The sequence below is a fragment of the Azohydromonas caseinilytica genome, assembly GCF_012927045.1.
GTDB lineage: Bacteria > Pseudomonadota > Gammaproteobacteria > Burkholderiales > Burkholderiaceae_C > Azohydromonas > Azohydromonas caseinilytica.
This window is the reverse complement of record NZ_JABBFW010000027.1, coordinates 28,151-45,437: the sequence shown is the minus strand read 5'-3', so window position 1 is coordinate 45,437 and position 17,287 is coordinate 28,151. Positions and strand designations below refer to the sequence as shown.

Here is a 17,287-nt window from a genome sequence, read left to right as displayed (position 1 = left end):
GGTCGAGGACGCTTGGACCACCGACTTGCAGGGGATGGCGAGCTTTGAAGGGTCGCGACGGCATCCAGCGTGTTGCCGGTTGCGAGCGCGGTGCGCCTAAACGCTCCACCTGCCGGCAGTGCACCGGTGGCTTCAGCGGTTGACGTCGACCACGACGCGGCCGCGCACCCGGCCTGCGAGCAGCGCTTCTGCCGCGGGCAAGGCCTCTTCCAGCGCAATCTCGCTGGCCATCAGGCCCAGCCGCTCCAAATTGAGGTCGGAGGCCAGCCGCTGCCATGCCTGCAGCCGTTCGGGACGCGGGCACATCACGCTGTCGATGCCTGCCAGTGTGACGCCACGCAGGATGAACGGCGCCACAGTGCTGGGCAGATCCATCCCGCCAGCCAGGCCGCAGGCTGTCACGACACCGCGGTACTGCGTCTGCGCGCAGACGTTGGCCAGCGTGTGGCTGCCTACCGTGTCCACGGCGCCGGCCCATCGCTCCTTGGCCAGCGGGCGGGCCGGCGCGGTGAACTCGGCACGCTCCAGCACCTGGGTTGCGCCGAGTTGGCGGAGGTAGGCGGCCTCCTGAGGGCGCCCGGTGACGGCCGCCACGCTGTAGCCCAGCTTCGCCAGCACCGCCACGGCCACGCTGCCCACGCCGCCACTGGCGCCGGTGACCACGATCGGCCCCTTGTCGGGCGTGATGCCGTGCTGCTCCAGCGCCAGGACGCACAGCATGGCCGTGTAGCCTGCCGTGCCGATGGCCATGGCCTGGGCCGGTGTGAACGCTTGCGGCAGCGGCACCAGCCAGTCGCCACTCAGGCGTGCGCGCTGGGCCAGTCCGCCCCAGTGCGTCTCACCCACACCCCAACCGTTGAGCACAACGGCATCCCCCGGCTTGTAGTCCGGATGCGTGCTGCTCTCCACCGTTCCGGCCAGGTCGATGCCCGGCACCAACGGGAACTTGCGCACCACTGGCGATTTGCCGGTGATGGCGAGCGCGTCCTTGTAGTTGAGTGTCGAGTACGCGACGCGCAACCTCACGTCGCCGTCGGGCAGTGCCGTGTCATCGAGCTCACGCACCGTTGCGCGGTAGCCCGCCTCATCCTTCTCCACCAGGATCGCCTTGAACATGCTCTGCTCCTCAGAAAAATAGACTGGTCGTCTAGAAAAAGCCAAAAAAAGACTTACCGAGGCAAGCCGGCAAAAAACATGTCGGCAAAAAGACGCAGCGGTGCCGCGTCGCGCTCGAGCTTGGCGCGCAGTACCGCGCCTTCCCAGCCGATCCAGAAGTACGCCGCCAGCCGCTGGCAGTCGGCTGCCGACGCCAGCTCGCCGCTGGCCCGTGCGGCTTCAAGGCAACGCGCGGTGCGCTGTTGCCAGTCGTCGAAGACCTGCCTGAGCCTGGTGCGGTAGGACTCCGGCAGAGCGCCTGACTCCTGGCCGAGGTTGCCCACCAGACAGCCCCGCTCGAAGCCATGGCGCGCCATGGCGCTCTCGGCGTCGGAAGTGAAGTTGCGCAGGCGCTGCAGCGGCGGCTCCTGCTCGTCGAGCAGGAAGTCGTCGAGCCGGCGGGCAAAGTACTCCGCGTAACGATCGATGAGCTCGGCGCCGAAAGCTTCCTTGCTGCCGAAGTAGTGATAGAAGGAGCCCTTGGGCACGCCCACGCCGCGCAGGATTTCGTCCAGGCCGGTGGAGGAGAAGCCCTTCGTGGTCAGTGCAACCACGCCGGCCCGCACCAAGGCTTCGCGGGTGTCGCCATAGCCCTCGTGCTCTCTGGCCGGGCGTCCGCGGCGGCGCGCGACGGCAGTTTGTTGGCTCATGAGCGCATTATTGGACTGATCGTCTAGACCGGGAAGGGTTCCCCTGCTGGTTGCCGGGCCTAGACCCTGCCGCGCAAGCCGTCGGCTCAACGTGCCGTGATGGCCGCCGCCACGGCGCACACGCCCAGAACGAGGTTCACGGCCACGAGCCGGCGGATGCGGTTGAGGGTTTCGGCTGCCGCCGGCCAGGACGAGGCCGCGCAGTGCCTGCGCAGTTGCGGATACAGCACTCCGTACACGCAGGCAAACACGGCGGTCATGACCAGCCCCAGTGTCATCATGACGTGCCAGCCCAAGGGCGCCTGCCTGAAGCCGACCTGGCCGAGCAGGGCAAAACCCGTGGCCAGGAGCACGGCCACCGCCACGGCGGTGTAGCGCAGGAAACGCGCAAACACCGCCGACCACAGCCGCAGCCGGCCGGGCGGATCAAGTGCCTCGGTGGCTGCGGGCCGGAGACAGAAGTACGCGAAGAACATGCCGCCGATCCAGGCTATCGCGGCCAGCAGGTGCAGGAATATCAGCGGCTGGCGCGGCATGGTGGTGGCGGCAGGTTGCAGTGGAAGCAACAGTCTACCGAGAGGGTGAACCGACGCGCGGGGTGTGGGGTCGGTGGTGGCAACCCCGCATGCCGTCGCGGCTTGGCTGGCGGAAAGCCGCTCCGGTGTCTTTAGCACCGCCGCGCCCCTTGGGGCACGGGTGAGCGCTCAGAAGCTGGTCCACTCGTCCGCGTCGTCCTGGACCTTGGCCTTCGCCGGCGTGGCGACCAGGTTGAGCGCGGGCGCAGCGAGGCGCGGGCTGGGAGCAGGGGCAACCGTCTTCGGTGCAGCGGCCCGAGCCGGGCTTTGCGGGGGTTGCGTCATCACCGGCGTCGAGGCGGGCGCCGGTGCGGACGCCGCGGCGTCGTCGCCGAGCCGGAACACGCTCACCACTCCGGCCAGCCGGATGGCTTGCTGGTTCAAGCTATCGGCAGCGGCGGCGCTTTCCTCCACCAACGCCGCGTTCTGCTGCGTGACCTTGTCGAGCTGCTCCACGGCCGCGTCGATCTGGGCAATGCCCTGGCTCTGCTCACTGCTGGCGGCCGTGATCTGGTTGATCAGGTCGCTCACGCGCTGCACCTGCTCCACGATGCCCGTGATGGTCTGGCCCGCGTCGTCCACCAGTTGCGATCCGACCGAAACCTTCTCCACGCTCGTGTTGATGAGCGTCTTGATCTCCTTGGCCGCCTCGGCGCTGCGCTGCGCCAGGCTGCGCACCTCGCCGGCCACTACGGCGAAGCCGCGGCCCTGCTCGCCGGCGCGCGCGGCTTCCACCGCGGCGTTGAGCGCCAGGATGTTGGTCTGGAAGGCGATGTCGTCGATGACGCCGATGATGTCGGCAATCTTGTGCGAGCTGGCGCTGATCTCCTGCATCGTCGCCACGACACGGCTCATGACTTCGCCACCCTCGGCCGCGGCGTGGCTGGCGCTGCTGGCCAGCTGGTTGGCCTGCACCGCGGTGTCGGCGTTTTGCTTGACGGTGGAAGTGAGCTGGTCCATCGAGGCCGCGGTCTGCTGCAGGTTGGCAGCCTGCTCTTCCGTGCGCTGGCTGAGGTCGGCGTTGCCGGAGGCAATCTGCGCGCTGCCGGTGGCGATCGACGAGCTGTCCTGCCGTACCTCGGTGACGATGCGGACCAGGCTGTCGTTCATGTCGTGCAGGGCCTTGAGCAGTTCGCCGGTTTCGTCATGGCGGGTGACCTCGATGCGCGAGGTTAGGTCGCCCGCGGCCACCGTCTCGGCCACCTTCACCGCCTGGTGGATGGGCTCGGTGATCGTGTGGGTGAGCCACCAGGCGAAGCCCGCACCGACCAACAGCCCCAGCACGCCCAGCGCCAGCATCTGCAGCCGCCCGGAATCGACGTCCTCTAGCAGCGTCTTGGCGCTGGCATCGACCAGCTGTTGCTGCAGCACCGCCAACTGCGTCACCTGCTCCTGCAGCGCGTCCAGCGCCGGCAGCGTCTCGCCTTCGAGCACCTTCACCGCGTCATCGCGTTGGCCAGCAGCCAGCAGCTTGTCGAGCTTGTCGATGGAGGCGCGGGCCGCGTCGTGGCGCTGCCCGATCCGGTTCAACATGGCCTTGCCTTCGGCCGTGTAGGCCAGCTTGATCACGGTGTTCAGGCTCTCGACGAACTTCTGCTGGTCGGCGGCGATGAACTGGCGGGCCTTGTCGGCACGGCCGGAGTCCGTGGCCATGACCAGCTCCAGCGCACGGCGCGCGCTGGAGCGCGTGTAGGCATTAAGCGCGGCCACGGCCTCGGCCTTCACGCCGTCCACGGAGACACTCCTCTCCGATGCCCTGTCAACCTTGTTGAAGTTCAGCACGGCAATGGTGACGCTGAGCAGCAGCAGTGCCAGCACAGCGGCGAAACCCATGCCCAGTCGGGTACCGATTCGAAATTTGTTGGCGAAACCCATGGTCCCAAAATTCGTGTGTTGTCTGGCCGGCCGGTACTGCACCGGTGCTGTGTCTCCATAAAGATTGCGAGTAGAAGGGAAAGGCCTTGAAAAATTGCAGCAGAAACGCTTCAACGGGCATGCAAAACGTGTAGATCTGTGCACAAATTCACAGCCCATGGCGGAATTGGCTTCTTGGTAAAACGCCTGGCGTAAACCGGTGCTGCTGGCTGAGCTCCAGGTGCTCGACAAACCGCTGACAATGCCGCATATCTTCACCGGTTATTTCCGGACGCCACTTTCCTCGCGCATTCTCATCACGCAAGCACAGCGCCGGTGTTCCAAAGGGGTTTGGCAGCGGCGTCGATCTGAAGTGTGTTTTAGCGGATGCCGGTAACTACCGGCCAGGCATGGCGAGTTTGATGCCGTGAAGGTCATGCACGGCCGACTTTCTTTTGGAGCATGTGGCAATGGCCTGCGCTTGCTTGAGCTGGCAGACGCAGCGCGCGACGTGATTTCTTCTGCGGGACTTTCGGTGTCAATTCTTGGAAGCCGACCACAGCGCCACGCTATTTGGCTGTTCTGCTTGGTCATGACGACACCGATATGTCGCTGAAGGTGAGTGGCATGAGGTGCTTGATTGACTCGTCTGGCGCTACGTGTGGTCGCCAAGGGCAACCCCGTGTCTTTCGCCGCACCACGTGTAGCCAGGTGCCCCAGTCGCAGCGCCTGTGGACATGTTTGGCCGGCTCAACGGGCCAAGCTGATCGCAAGGCTATAGAACTGGTGCGCTGATCAGCGAAGTCGGTGGAGCGGGGCACTCCAAGCCGTCGCAGCGGCCTCAGCCCAAGCGTGCATCGCCGGACAGATGGGGGCCGTCCCTCGCTCGACTCGGCTGAAGTGGCTCCGTGCTGTACAGCCTACGGACTCTGAAAAGACGTGACTGCCTGATCGTGCTCACCAGAGGGCCGCGTGCAGCCCAAAAACCGATCTGTGCGTTATCGGCGTTTTCCAGCGCAATCGTGTTGGTTAGCGCGGTGGGCGAGACGATGCGCTATCGGACTTATGAAGCCGCCAGGCAAGAGTGCCTGACCAGGCACTACCGGGCATAAACACATCGATGACCCCGGTGTCAGTGCTGACCGCTCCACGGTCCGGGCCGACATTGGCGACGCACAAGGGTTGCTCGGCCTCATGAGTCCAAGATAGCCAGCGCGCCCCGGCAACTGCTGCGAGGACCGACGCGAATGCGGACGAGGCTTGGACCTCTACCATGATGGTTTTGATTTCTGAAGCTAGACTTCGGGATGCAAGCCTTCTCTTTCACGCATGGCCGCTGCCCTTCCGAGCCCCGGCTTGGCAGTGTGAAAGCCAAGGACTTCGCTGTATCACGGCTCTGGCGGGCTGATTGTGTCAAGCCGATGCGCCCGACTCCGGAGTTTTCTGACTCTTCGCAACTGAAAATGATTGAACAAGAAACCCCAACTGGCTGGGTAAAGCCTGTTGCCAAGCCTACGCGCGAATCTCTCAAGGCCCGCATTGCCGATTTGCGCGCCGAACTGACCGAAGCCGAAGAGCAACTCAAACAAATGGAAGAAGACGCCCGACTCGAGGCGTTGGTGAAAATCCGGAACCTTATGCGCGGCTTTCAGTTGACGCCGGAGGATCTGGGGCTGGAAGCGGCACCCAAGCGTCGCGGCCGTCCACGTAAGGTCGCCGCGTAGACGAAACTGAAAACACCGGCGGGGCCGCCTTCCTCCGAGCCCCGCTCGTCAGGCATGGCAGAGCATTCCCGCTTTGTAACGCGTGTCTGCGTACTGGCTCCACCCCGAGAAACGAGTTAGTGCGAGCGCACTAAGCTCCGTGGCCAATGAACGGTTCGACCAGTCGGTATGGCTGCTCGCAGCGGCAGTAGTTCAGGACTCAAGGCAACGCGACGGCCAGCAAGCAACGCAGCCCTTCACTCTGCTTCATGGGTCGGTGGCTGGACTCAATATTGCCCAGAACTGGTTTATTGTCACGACCGTCACAGAGTTCGGCATTCGATGCGGGAATTTGAATCGCCAGGATGGCGCTGCGCCATATCCGGTGGTTCCCCTGGCATCGCTTATGTTGGCGAGCCCCAAGCCCCCAACCTGCCTTTGCGCGGCGCGTCGGCTCTTGGCGCAAGCCCCAGTAATCAAAAAGCGTGACTACTTTTGGACTGCATCGATGCTGCGGCAGCATCGGCCTCGCATGCGTGAGCACAAGGAAGCAGCCCGAGATGATCGAATTGCTGTTTCGGTCTCTGATATGTGTGACGTGATGCTGTCATTGCCCGAAAATGAATTAAACAACTTCGGTCGAATCATATCGAGCCTTTGGTGGCTTGCTAAATATATTGATAATCGTGTTGCCCTGATGGCCGCTACTTCTGTGGCTTTTGGGTCTTCATGGGGCAGTTATCTCGTATTTCAGCTGGCGCTGAGTGATTGTCCGGAGTAATCCCTAAAAGCCACTCTATTGGCTGCAATCGAACAGGTGATCGGCAATGCACTTCTGGAAAGAGTGCGGTCTGGAGTGACTTGACGAGAAAATGCCGACATGTAGGGCGGCGTCGCCTCAGAAAGTGTGAATCAATTGACCGAGTGCGATTCCGGGCAACTTCAAGGGGTCCTTGAGCCCTTCGGCTGCCAATAAATCGCTCTGTGGTCATTTTATCAGATCACTTCTTTGGGCTCTGAGCGTTTATACGGCGGCTCCCGATTTATTCATGCATTTCTAGGGGTGCCTCTCATGTGCGCCGGGAGAGCAGGCTTTCCTGGAAGTCGTGCAGTGGTCGTCACGCCAATTCAATAAGCGACAGCGCACGGTGAAAATGCACTGACCCGAAGATCAAGTAGTCGAACACCCAAACTGCGGCGATCCAGCACATGACCACTACAAACGAATCGGCGCGCCCGGATTTCCAAAGATTGAGCGAGTGCCGGGACCACAGAATGGGCACGCCTCTGGGGTTGGGCCAGTCGATAAGCAGGTGTATCAGGCCCCCTGCCGCAAACCCGAATAGGGGCGCGCACCACCAGCAGCCTGGGAGCCCGAGATTGCTGCCATAGAGCAGCCCTGCCCAGGCTGGCACCCAATGCGTAATCGTGCGATGCGTGCACCAGCGCTTGCCTTTACGCCAAGGGATGAGTTCCAGCCAATCCGGCGCAGTGCCCCCCAGATAGCCGGCCACTACGGTTACCAATGCCCATACATGGTAAGGACCAGCCGCCTCTCGGTGCAGGATCCACGCTGCCGCTGCAATACCTGCAGCCCACCCTGTCAATTCATGCGCCTGCCGCGAAGCCAAAACTGCCAAACCCGAAATCGATAATCTTTGATTCTAAAGGTAAAGTTAGTAGGCGCCGACCATTGAACCACGGCTCGCGTAGGGTCTGTCTGCTGCCTAAAAAACTTGTTGCGCTTGAGGAGATGCTTTGTGCACTTTCCTGTGTCGGCACTTTCTAAGTGCCGACACCGATGTAAACCTGGCGCTCCCTCAATCTCTGCAGCAGAGCCCAGTTCAGATGCCGCGGGCGAATTCCCATCAGGTCAAGCTCGGCCTTCCCGTCATCTGCCGCTTGAGGTTCTTCAGCCAGTTGACCCGGCCCTGAACCTGCCCGCTGCTCCACATGGAGAACTGAACGCGGCTCACACGGCTGACAGATCAGCCTCAAACCCTGCCGCAACGCGTTGCAAATCTGGCATCGGGCAGGCGCGCGCCTGGGGCAGTCCACGATCGAATCCGTCGAGGTTACGACTCTGCGCGCAAGGCCGAACAACCGAAGCGCCAGTTCACGTGCCGCGGCCACCGTCGGCTCGATGCGGCAGAGGGTCTCGATGGAGCGTTCCCGGTCGCTGCGCTCGGTCTGCATGAGTGGGCCCTCCTACCAGCCCAGCAGCCAAGCACAGACGCGACGTGCAGACGGCGCAGAGAGCATGCGCACGGCGGCCGCTGTCGGTTGCGGCCTGCCGCCAACACTGAAGGCGGCACTGCGGGAGCTGCGGGCAGCCCTTGGACGAGGCGCAGTTGCTGCGCTTCACGCGCCACGTGGGCGACCTGCTGCAGTCAGCGACGACGCGGCGGTGACGCGGTCTGGCTCAATGTCGCCGGCGCTTGCGACCTGATCGATGCCGGGACCAAGCGCGAGATCGGCGCGCTGCAGCTCATCACCGACAACCCCTTCCTGCGCCGGCTCAGGGTGTTGCCCTCGGGGCAGTGAGCGGGCTGGAAGCGACCCGTACGCACTCGGCGGCGGGGGGCAGCGCGCTTTTCCGCAAGGGTGGGGCGCTTCGACTGCGCCGCAGCGCTGCTCGGTTCCACGGCGTACCAAGGATCGCCGCCACCCGGCAACGCCGGTCGCGCAGGCCCGGCCACACGGCGCCGTACCCGTCGCACTCCATGCGGCGGATCGCGCCTCAAAGTTTTGCCGGCTCGCCCCGAGGCGACGGGCCAGGTCGCCCATGCCCATGCAGCCTCGCGCCTTGTCGCGTGACAGCGCCGCCAGGACGGCTCACCGCTGCGTGGTCAGCTCTGCGTTCTCCACGGTTTGCGCGTTGTCATGTGTAAACATGTTGGTATATAGGCAAAAGTAGGGGAACAACGGCTCGATCAGGATTCAGCCATGCTTCCGCACTGTAGCCTTGAATGCCTAGGGAATACCACAGAACGTCGCCACGGCGCTTGGCTTGTTTATTTCTGGTGTGGTGTCTAAGATGAGTAAACATATTGACCGAACGGGGTACGTGATACCCAAGCGTGGGCCTGACCCCGCCACGCAACCGCGTCATGGCGCGCTTTCGCAAGGAAGCACGCCAGGGCAAGCCTCACCCAACGACACGCACCACCCATGAACCCGTACCTCGATGACGACCTGGTGTCCCTGGCCGACCATGCCCGCCGCTACGCGACCGACCGCGTGGCGCCGGGCTTCCAGGAACGCGACAACACCCGCGTGCTCGACCGCCGACTCATGCGCGAGATGGGCGAGATGGGCTTCATCGCGCCCGAGCTGCCCGAGGAGTACGGGGGCCAGGGCCTCGGTGTGCTGGCCGCCGGGGTCATCCATGAGGAGATCGCCCGTGCCGATCTCAGCATTTCTTACATCAACCTGCTGGCCTCGCTCAACGGCCAGATCCTGTCGCAGCACGGCGAGCCCGAGATCGTGCAGCCCTGGCTGACGCGGCTGACGCGTGGCGAGGCGCTGCTGGCCATCGCGCTGACCGAGCCGCGCGGCGGCTCCGACGCGGCCAACCTGCGCCTGCGCATCGAGCGCGACGGCGACACGTACATCCTCAACGGCGAGAAGACCTCGATCTCCGCCGCAGACCAAGCCGACGCGGCGGTCGTCTTCGGCCGCACCGGCAGTGTGGAGTCCGCGGCCCACGGCGTGACGGCGCTGCTGGTGCCCATGGACCTGCCCGGCGTCACGCGCAACCGCTTTGACTGCCACGGCCAGCGCGCCATCGGCCGCGGCTCGATCTTCTTCGAGAACGTGCGGGTGCCCGTGTCGCACCGCCTGGGCGACGAGAACAAGGGCTTCGTGCAGGTGATGCAGGGCTTCGACTACTCGCGCGCGCTCATCGGGCTGCAGGTGCTGGCGGTGGCCCGCGTGGCGCTGGAGGAAACCTGGGCCTACGTGGCCGAGCGCCAGGCCTTCGGCAAGCCGCTGTCGGCCTTCCAGGGGGTGTCGCACCCGCTGGCCGACTACGACACGCAGGTCGAGGCGGCGCGGCTGCTGTGCCTGCAGGCACTGTGGCTCAAGGACAAGGACCTGCCGCACAGCGCGGAAGCGGCGATGTGCAAGTGGTGGGCGCCGAAGCTGGCCTACGACGTGGTGCACCAGTGCCTGCTGATGCACGGCCATGGCGGCTACGACCGCGGCGTGATGGAGCAGCGCCTGCGCGACGTGCTGGGCTTCCAGATCGGCGACGGCACGGCCCAGATCATGAAAACCATCATCGCCCGCACCCGCGCCGGCCGCGGCGCCGTGCCGGCTTGAACGGATCGTTGACCCACCGAGGAAGGAGACAGCCCATGGAATTCGACGCCGTCCTGTTGCCGCCGCGCCGCGCGCACAGCATCGCGCAGGGCCTCTGGCATGACCGCACCATCAACGACGCGCTGGACGCCTGCGTGGCGGCCTGCCCCGACAAGCTGGCGCTCACGGCGCTGCGGGTGGAGACGGGCGAGCTGCGCCGCTTCACCTACCGCGAACTCGGCGACGTAGCCGACCGCCTCGCGCTGGGCCTGGCACGGCTGGGTATCGGGCGCAACGACGTGGTGGCCATGCAGCTGCCCAACTGGTGGCAGTTCACGGCGCTGTACCTGGCGTGCTCGCGCATCGGTGCCGTGCTCAACCCGCTGATGCCCATCTTCCGCGAGCGCGAACTGACCTTCATGCTCAACCACGGCGAGGCCAGGCTGCTGGTGGTGCCCAAGGTGTTCCGCGGCTTCGACCACGAAGCGATGGCGCGCGCCCTCAAGCCGGCCGTGCCCTCGCTGCAGCATATCGTCGTGGTGGACGGCGAAGGCCCTGATGCCTTCGATACCCTGCTGGCGGGCCACGACGCACAGCGCGGCTCGGACGCCGCGGGCATCCTCAGCCGCCACCGTCCGGGCCCGGACGACATCACCCAGCTGCTCTACACCTCGGGCACCACTGGGGAGCCCAAGGGCGTGATGCACTCGGCCAACACGCTGATGGCCAACATCATTCCCTACGCCGAGCGGCTGGGCCTGGGCCAACATGACGTGGTGCTGATGGCCTCGCCCATGGCGCACCAGACGGGTTTCATGTACGGGCTGATGATGCCGATCATGCTGCGCGCCAGCGCGGTGCTGCAGGACACCTGGGAGCCGCGCAGGGTTGCGGAGCTGGTGCGCGCCGAGGGCGCCAGCTTCACGATGGCGTCCACGCCCTTCCTGACCGATCTCACCAAGGCAGTCCGCGAGAGCGGCCAGCCGGTGCCCAGCCTCAAGACCTTCCTGTGTGCCGGAGCGCCTATCCCCGGGCCGCTGGTCGAGCAGGCGCGCTCTGTCCTGGGCACCAAGATAGTGTCGGCCTGGGGCATGACCGAGAACGGCGCCGTCACGCTCATCAGGCTCGACGATCCCGACGAGCTGGCGTTCTCCACCGACGGCTGTCCGCTGCCCGGTGTCGAGCTGAAGGTGGTGGACTCCGACGGCAAGGAACTGCCCGCGGGCCAGGTCGGCAACCTCCTGGTGCGTTCCTGCTCCAATTTCGGCGGCTACCTCAAGCGCCCGCAATTGAACGGCACCGACGCCGACGGCTGGTTCGACACCGGCGACCGCGCGCGCATGGACGCCAACGGCTACATCCGCATCAGCGGACGCAGCAAGGACGTGATCATCCGCGGCGGCGAGAACATCCCGGTGCTGGAGGTCGAGGCGCTGCTCTACAGGCACCCGGCCGTGGCGCAGGTGGCCATCGTGGCTTATGCGGACGAGCGCCTGGGCGAGCGGGCCTGCGCCATCGTCGTGCCCAAGCCCGGTCAGCAGCTGGACTTCGAAGGCATGGTCGCCTTTCTCAAGGAGCAGCGGATCGCCCTCCAGTACATCCCCGAGCGGCTGGTCGTGCGCGAAGCGATGCCGGCCACGCCCACGGGGAAGGTGCAGAAGTTCAGGCTGCGCGAAATGCTCAACGACGGCTCGCTCTGAGCAAGGCTGTCCCCTTGAACGGCCCGTGCCCAGGCTCGGTTTCTCAAGCTGCCGGGCAACGAGGGCCGCGTGCTGAGCACGCTGATCCGCGACGCAGAGAGCGCCATCAATTGAACGCCAGGAGACCCCTGATGCAAGAACCCATCATCTGCGTCGAGCGCAGCGGCCGCGTGGGCATCGTCACGCTCAACCGCCCCAGGCAGCTCAACGCCCTCAACGACGAAGTCATGGACGGCCTGGGCCAGGCGTTGCTGGAGCTTGATGCCGATGACGGCATCGGCGCCATCGTCGTCACCGGCGGTCCCAAAGCCTTCGCCGCCGGGGCGGACATCGCCGCCATGGCCGACTGGAGCTACATCGACGTCTACCGCAGCGAGTTCATCACCCGCAACTGGGAAACGATCCGCCGCGTGCGCAAGCCCGTCATCGCCGCCGTGGCCGGCTTCGCCATGGGCGGCGGCTGCGAGCTGGCGCTGTCCTGCGACATCGTCATCGCCGCGCACAGCGCGCGCTTCGCGCTGCCGGAAATCAAGCTGGCGCTGATGCCCGGCGCCGGCGGCACCCAGCGGCTGCCGCGCGCCATCGGCAAGGCCAAGGCCATGGACCTGTGCCTGTCGGCGCGCACGCTCGATGCCGAGGAGGCCGACCGCTACGGGCTGGTGTCGCGTGTCGTGCCCGACGACCGGCTGATGGACGAGGCCCTGGCCCTGGCCGCCACCATCGCCGGCTTCTCGGCGCCGGCGCTCATGGCGATCAAGGAGTCCGTGAACCGGGCCTACGAGGCCTCGCTCAACGAGGGCATCCATTTCGAGCGCCGGCAACTGCACGCGCGCTTCGCCAGCGCCGACGCGCACGAGGGCATGAAGGCCTTCCTCGAGAAGCGCAAGCCCGCCTTCGACCACCGCTGAACCCTACGCCCGAGGGCATCGGGGCCCACGGCCGCGATGCCCTCGGGCTCAGCCATTTCCCCGCCCATCGCCTCGCATGGCCCGCCCGCTGCGGGCGCGCCAAGCCAGCGGCAGCCATCCCGGCCTCAGTGCTCCTCGGCGTCGCCGCCGCCGTCCGGATTGCCGCGCTCGCTGTCGATCCGCTGCATGTTCTCCAGCATCTTGAGCAGGTAGTGCAGCGTGTGGGTGACGTCCTCGACCGAGAAGCCGCCCAGGATCTGCTCGTAGTACGTCCTGATCTTCGGGAGCGCCAGCACTTCCCACACGTGCCGGCCCGAGTCCGTCATGGTGACCACCCGGGAGCGCCGGTCGCGCGGGTCCGGTAGCACGGCCACGTGCCCGTCGCGCTCCATGCGGCTGATCACGCCCGACAGGTTCTGCCGGCTCACCATCAGGTAGCGGGCCAGGTCGCCCATGCTCATGCCGCCCTGCGCCTTGTCGCGTGACAGCGCCCCGAGGATGGCCCACTGCTGCGTCGTCAGCCCCTCGTCCTCCACCGCTCGGGTGCCGGTTTTGTGCAACATGTTTGCGCATTGATAGAGGCGAAAGAAAAGCCTGTTGGCGAGTTCCAGCTTCGTTTCCGCGCTGCGTTGCTCAGTAGTTCTAGGGAAAACCATGGGATTTTGGCGTGATGTCGGGCTTGTTTGTTCCCGTTTGAGAATCTAATATACGTCAACATGTTGACCAAATCGAATGTGCGACGCGGTCAACTTCGATCACTCCCCAACCCTGGACAGCGAAAGGAAGCGCGATGCGGCGATTTGACAACCAGACGGTGATCGTCACCGGTGGCGGTGGCGGTATTGGCGGGGCCACCTGCCGCCGGTTTGCCAAGGAGGGCGCCCGGGTGGCGGTCTTCGATCTGAACCTGGAGGCCGCCGAGAAGGTGGCCGCGGACATCCGGGCCGAGGGCGGCATGGCCGAGGCGCTGCGCTGCGACATCACCGACCGCGACAGCGTCAACGCTGCCGTCGCCGCCACCGAATCCAAGCTTGGCCCCGTGGACGTGCTGGTGAACAACGCCGGCTGGGACGTCTTCAAGCCCTTCGTCAAGACCGAACCGGCGCAGTGGGAGCGGCTCATCGCCATCAACCTCACCGGTGCGCTGCACATGCACCACGCGGTGCTGCCCGGCATGGCCGCGCGCAAAAAGGGCCGCATTGTCAACATCGCCTCCGACGCCGCGCGCGTGGGCTCCTCGGGCGAGGCGGTCTACGCCGCGTGCAAGGGCGGGCTGGTGTCCTTCTCCAAGACCATCGCCCGGGAGCATGCGCGCCACGGCATCACGGTCAACGTCGTGTGCCCCGGGCCCACCGACACCGCGCTGTTCGCCGACTACAAGGAAGGCGCGGGCAACCCCGAAAAGCTCATGGAGGCCTTCACGCGCTCCATTCCGCTCGGCCGCATCGGCCAGCCCCAGGACCTGCCCGGCGCGGTGCTGTTCTTCGCCAGCGAGGACGCCGCCTACGTCACCGGCCAGGTGCTGAGCGTGTCGGGCGGTCTGACGATGAACGGCTGAAGCAACGCAACGCAAAAGGAGACTGGACATGAACTTCGAAGACATTCTGTACGAGGTCCGCAACGGGGTGGCCTGGATCACGATCAACCGCCCCGAGAAGATGAACGCCTTCCGCGGCCAGACCTGCGACGAGATCATCAAGGCGCTGAACAAGGCCGGCTACGACCGCAGCGTCGGCGCCATCGTGCTGGCCGGGGCCGGCGACCGCGCCTTCTGCACCGGCGGCGACCAGTCCGCGCACGACGGCAACTACGACGGCCGCGGCACCATCGGGCTGCCGATGGAGGAACTGCACGACGCCATCCGCAACGTGCCCAAGCCCGTCATCGCCCGGGTGCAGGGCTTCGCCATCGGCGGCGGCAACGTGCTGTGCACGATCTGCGACCTGACCATCTGCTCCGAGAAGGCCGTCTTCGGCCAGGTCGGCCCCAAGATGGGCTCGGTGGACCCGGGCTACGGCACGGCCTTCCTGGCCCGCGTGGTGGGCGAGAAGAAGGCGCGCGAGATCTGGTACCTGAACCGGCGCTACTCGGGCCAGGAAGCCGTGGCCATGGGCCTGGCCAACATCTGCGTCCCCGCCGACAAGCTCGACGAGACGGTGCAGCAGTGGGCCGAGGAGATCTGCGAGCGCAGCCCGACCGCGATCGCCATCGCCAAGCGCAGCTTCAACATGGACACGGCCCACCAGGCCGGCATCGCCGGCATGGGCATGTACGCCCTGAAGCTCTACTACGACACCGATGAGTCGCGCGAGGGCGTCAACGCGTTCAAGGACAAGCGCAAGCCCGACTTCCGCAAGTACGCCAAGTAAGTCGGAGAGGGAGTGCGAATCATGCCTGTCGATGTTTCCAACGCCCCGGCCGTCGTATGGCGGCCCGACGCCGCCACCGTGGCAGGGGCCAACCTGACCCGCTTCATGCGTGCGCTCGAAGTGGACAGCTTCGAGTCGCTCAACGAGCGCGCCAGTGCCGACCCGGCCTGGTTCAACGACGCGCTGATTCGCTTCCTCGACTATCGCTTCGAGCGTCCCTACGAGCAGGTGCTGGACCTCGGCGCCGGGCTGCCCTTCGCGCGCTGGTGCGTGGGCGGCGTGACCAACGTGGTGCTCAACTGCATCGACCGGCGGCGCGGCACGGCGCGTTACGAACAGCCGGTCCTGGTCTGGGAAGGTGAAGACGGCGCCGAGTCCTCCTGGACCTTCGCCGATCTGGACCGCGAGGTGTGTCGCCTCGGCTGGGGCCTGCGCCGCCTCGGCCTGGGCCGGGGCGACGTGGTGGGCATGTACATGCCCAACCTGCCGCATGCCGCCGCCGCGATGCTGGCCGTCGCGAAGATCGGTGCCATCGTGCTGCCGATGTTCTCGGGCTTCGGCGCCGACGCGCTGGCACAGCGCCTGGGCGATGGGCAGGCCAAGGCGGTGATCACCGTCGATGGCTCGCTGCGCCGCGGCAAGCCGGTCGGCGCCAAGGCCGTCGTTGACGAGGCGCTGGCCCATTGCCCCGGCGTGCGCCACGTCGTGGTCCTGAGCCACCTGGCTACCGAACACGGCTGGATCGACGGGCGCGATCACTGGTGGCACGAGCTCGCCGCGGGCGCTCCCGAGGACGTCACGGCCGTGCCCACGGAACCGATGCCGGCCGACGATCCCTTGATGCTGATGTTCACCTCGGGCACCAGCGGCAAGCCCAAGGGCGTGGTGCACTCGCACTGCGGCTTCCCGGTCAAGACCGCGCTGGACCTGTCGATCTGCATGGACCTCAAGCCCGAGGACCGCTTCCTGTGGATGTCGGACATGGGCTGGCTGGTCGGCCCGATCCTCGTGTTCGGCGGCCTGCTGGTCGGCTCCACGATCGTGCTGGCTGAAGGCGCGCCCAACTACCCGCAGCCCGACCGCCTGTGGCGGCTGATCGAGCGTCACCGCGTCAGCTACCTGGGCCTGGCGCCGACGGTGGCGCGCCTGTCGATGTCGCTGAGCGACGCCGAAGTCGCGCAGAGGGACCTGAGCTCCTTGCGCGTCATGGTCTCCACCGGTGAGCCGTGGACGCCGGAGGCCTGGCAGTGGACTTTCGAGCGCGTGGGCCAGCGGCGCGTGCCCCTGCTCAACTACTCCGGCGGAACCGAGGTGGGTGGCATCCTGACCGGTACCGTGATCCACCCGCTCAAGCCTTGCGCGTTCGCAGGCCCGGTGCCGGGCACCGGCGCCGACGTGGTCGATGCCGAAGGGGCCTCCGTCCCCTGCGGTGTCACGGGCGAGCTGGTGATGCGCACGCCCAGCATCGGACTCACGCGCGGACTGTGGCAAGACCGCGAGCGCTACCTTGAGAGCTACTGGTCGCGGCTGCCGAACCTCTGGGTGCATGGCGACTTCGCCAGCCGCGATGCCGAAGGCCTGTGGTACGTGCACGGGCGTTCGGACGACACGCTCAAGATCGCCGGCAAGCGCACGGGCCCCTCCGAGATCGAGGCGCTGCTGATGGGCACGGGGCTGGTGCTCGACGCGGCTGCCGTCGGCATGCCCGACCCCGTCAAGGGCACCGCCGTGGTGTGCGTCTGTGTCCCGCGGCCGGACATCGCGCTGGATGCCGCGGCCAAGAGCCTGTCGGCCGCGGTCGTCACGGGCCTGGGCGGGGCGTTCCGGCCGGCCAGGGTGGTCTTCGTCCCCGACCTGCCGCGCACCCGCAGCTCGAAGCTGATGCGCCGCGTGGTGCGCGCGGCCTGGCTGGGCGAAGACGTGGGCGACCTCAGCACGCTGGTCAACCCGGAGGCGGTGGAGGCCATCCGTGCAGCGCGCGGTGATGACGCCATGACGAGCCGCACCTGAGAGAACCAAGCCTCGCGGGCTCACCCGTGAGGACGCGCCCTTGCGCTGCCCCGGTCCCAGG

15 protein-coding genes are annotated in these 17,287 nt (G+C 66.1%); 8 read left to right on the top strand and 7 right to left on the bottom strand.

The genetic code is table 11. The features are described 5' to 3' along the window. Nucleotides 1-132: 132 nt before the first annotated feature. The 4 genes from acuI to HHL10_RS24420 form a co-directional block, all read right to left on the bottom strand. Nucleotides 133-1,116 (bottom strand): acrylyl-CoA reductase (NADPH), encoded by a 984-nt coding sequence (gene acuI, locus HHL10_RS24435; protein WP_169163024.1) that lies wholly within the window; start codon nt 1,114-1,116, stop codon nt 133-135. A gap of 53 nt (nt 1,117-1,169) precedes the next feature. Next, nucleotides 1,170-1,805, bottom strand: coding sequence for an acrylate utilization transcriptional regulator AcuR (gene acuR, locus HHL10_RS24430; RefSeq protein ID WP_169163023.1), 636 nt, complete (start codon nt 1,803-1,805; stop codon nt 1,170-1,172). An 86-nt stretch (nt 1,806-1,891) separates the two neighbouring features. Next, nucleotides 1,892-2,479, bottom strand: a complete 588-nt coding sequence (locus HHL10_RS24425; protein ID WP_310734669.1) for a CopD family protein — start codon at nt 2,477-2,479, stop codon at nt 1,892-1,894. Nucleotides 2,480-2,509: 30 nt separating this feature from the next. Then, a complete protein-coding gene (locus HHL10_RS24420; protein ID WP_169163022.1) occupies nt 2,510-4,255 on the bottom strand; it encodes a methyl-accepting chemotaxis protein in 1,746 nt (581 codons plus the stop codon). Between the two features lie 1,343 nt (nt 4,256-5,598). Between HHL10_RS24420 and HHL10_RS31075 the strand changes: the two genes are divergently transcribed. Next, nucleotides 5,599-5,958 (top strand): H-NS family nucleoid-associated regulatory protein, encoded by a 360-nt coding sequence (locus HHL10_RS31075; protein ID WP_169163021.1) that lies wholly within the window; start codon nt 5,599-5,601, stop codon nt 5,956-5,958. A gap of 139 nt (nt 5,959-6,097) precedes the next feature. Next, entirely contained in the window at nt 6,098-6,718 is a 621-nt protein-coding gene (locus HHL10_RS24410; protein WP_169163020.1) for a hypothetical protein, read from the top strand. A 337-nt stretch (nt 6,719-7,055) separates the two neighbouring features. On the opposite strand, the gene HHL10_RS24405 is transcribed toward HHL10_RS24410, so the two are convergent. Further along, nucleotides 7,056-7,544 carry a metal-dependent hydrolase gene (locus tag HHL10_RS24405; protein WP_235971776.1) on the bottom strand — a complete coding sequence of 163 codons (489 nt, stop codon included), beginning with the start codon at nt 7,542-7,544 and terminating at the stop codon, nt 7,056-7,058. Between the two features lie 178 nt (nt 7,545-7,722). Continuing rightward, nucleotides 7,723-8,133 carry a hypothetical protein gene (locus HHL10_RS24400; RefSeq protein ID WP_169163019.1) on the bottom strand — a complete coding sequence of 137 codons (411 nt, stop codon included), beginning with the start codon at nt 8,131-8,133 and terminating at the stop codon, nt 7,723-7,725. A 975-nt stretch (nt 8,134-9,108) separates the two neighbouring features. Between HHL10_RS24400 and aliB the strand changes: the two genes are divergently transcribed. The 3 genes from aliB to HHL10_RS24385 all read left to right on the top strand — a co-directional run bounded on the left by aliB (nt 9,109) and on the right by HHL10_RS24385 (nt 12,847). Next, nucleotides 9,109-10,260 (top strand): cyclohexanecarboxyl-CoA dehydrogenase, encoded by a 1,152-nt coding sequence (gene aliB / locus HHL10_RS24395; protein ID WP_169163018.1) that lies wholly within the window; start codon nt 9,109-9,111, stop codon nt 10,258-10,260. Between the two features lie 35 nt (nt 10,261-10,295). Next, nucleotides 10,296-11,939 (top strand): cyclohexanecarboxylate-CoA ligase, encoded by a 1,644-nt coding sequence (aliA, locus tag HHL10_RS24390; protein WP_169163017.1) that lies wholly within the window; start codon nt 10,296-10,298, stop codon nt 11,937-11,939. A 131-nt stretch (nt 11,940-12,070) separates the two neighbouring features. Beyond that, entirely contained in the window at nt 12,071-12,847 is a 777-nt protein-coding gene (locus HHL10_RS24385; RefSeq protein WP_169163016.1) for an enoyl-CoA hydratase, read from the top strand. 125 nt (nt 12,848-12,972) lie between these two features. Here HHL10_RS24385 and HHL10_RS24380 read toward each other — a convergent pair whose 3' ends face one another. Further along, nucleotides 12,973-13,503, bottom strand: a complete 531-nt coding sequence (locus HHL10_RS24380) for a MarR family winged helix-turn-helix transcriptional regulator (protein WP_169163015.1) — start codon at nt 13,501-13,503, stop codon at nt 12,973-12,975. A gap of 134 nt (nt 13,504-13,637) precedes the next feature. Here HHL10_RS24380 and badH point away from each other — a divergent pair, with 134 nt between their 5' ends. From badH to HHL10_RS24365, 3 genes are read left to right on the top strand one after another with little or no spacing between them, the layout of a single operon-like run. After that, a complete protein-coding gene (gene badH, locus HHL10_RS24375; protein ID WP_169163014.1) occupies nt 13,638-14,405 on the top strand; it encodes a 2-hydroxycyclohexanecarboxyl-CoA dehydrogenase in 768 nt (255 codons plus the stop codon). Nucleotides 14,406-14,433: 28 nt separating this feature from the next. Beyond that, a complete protein-coding gene (gene badI, locus HHL10_RS24370) occupies nt 14,434-15,216 on the top strand; it encodes a 2-ketocyclohexanecarboxyl-CoA hydrolase (protein ID WP_169163013.1) in 783 nt (260 codons plus the stop codon). Nucleotides 15,217-15,237: 21 nt separating this feature from the next. Next, nucleotides 15,238-17,226, top strand: a complete 1,989-nt coding sequence (locus tag HHL10_RS24365; RefSeq protein ID WP_169163012.1) for an AMP-binding protein — start codon at nt 15,238-15,240, stop codon at nt 17,224-17,226. Nucleotides 17,227-17,287: the final 61 nt, after the last annotated feature.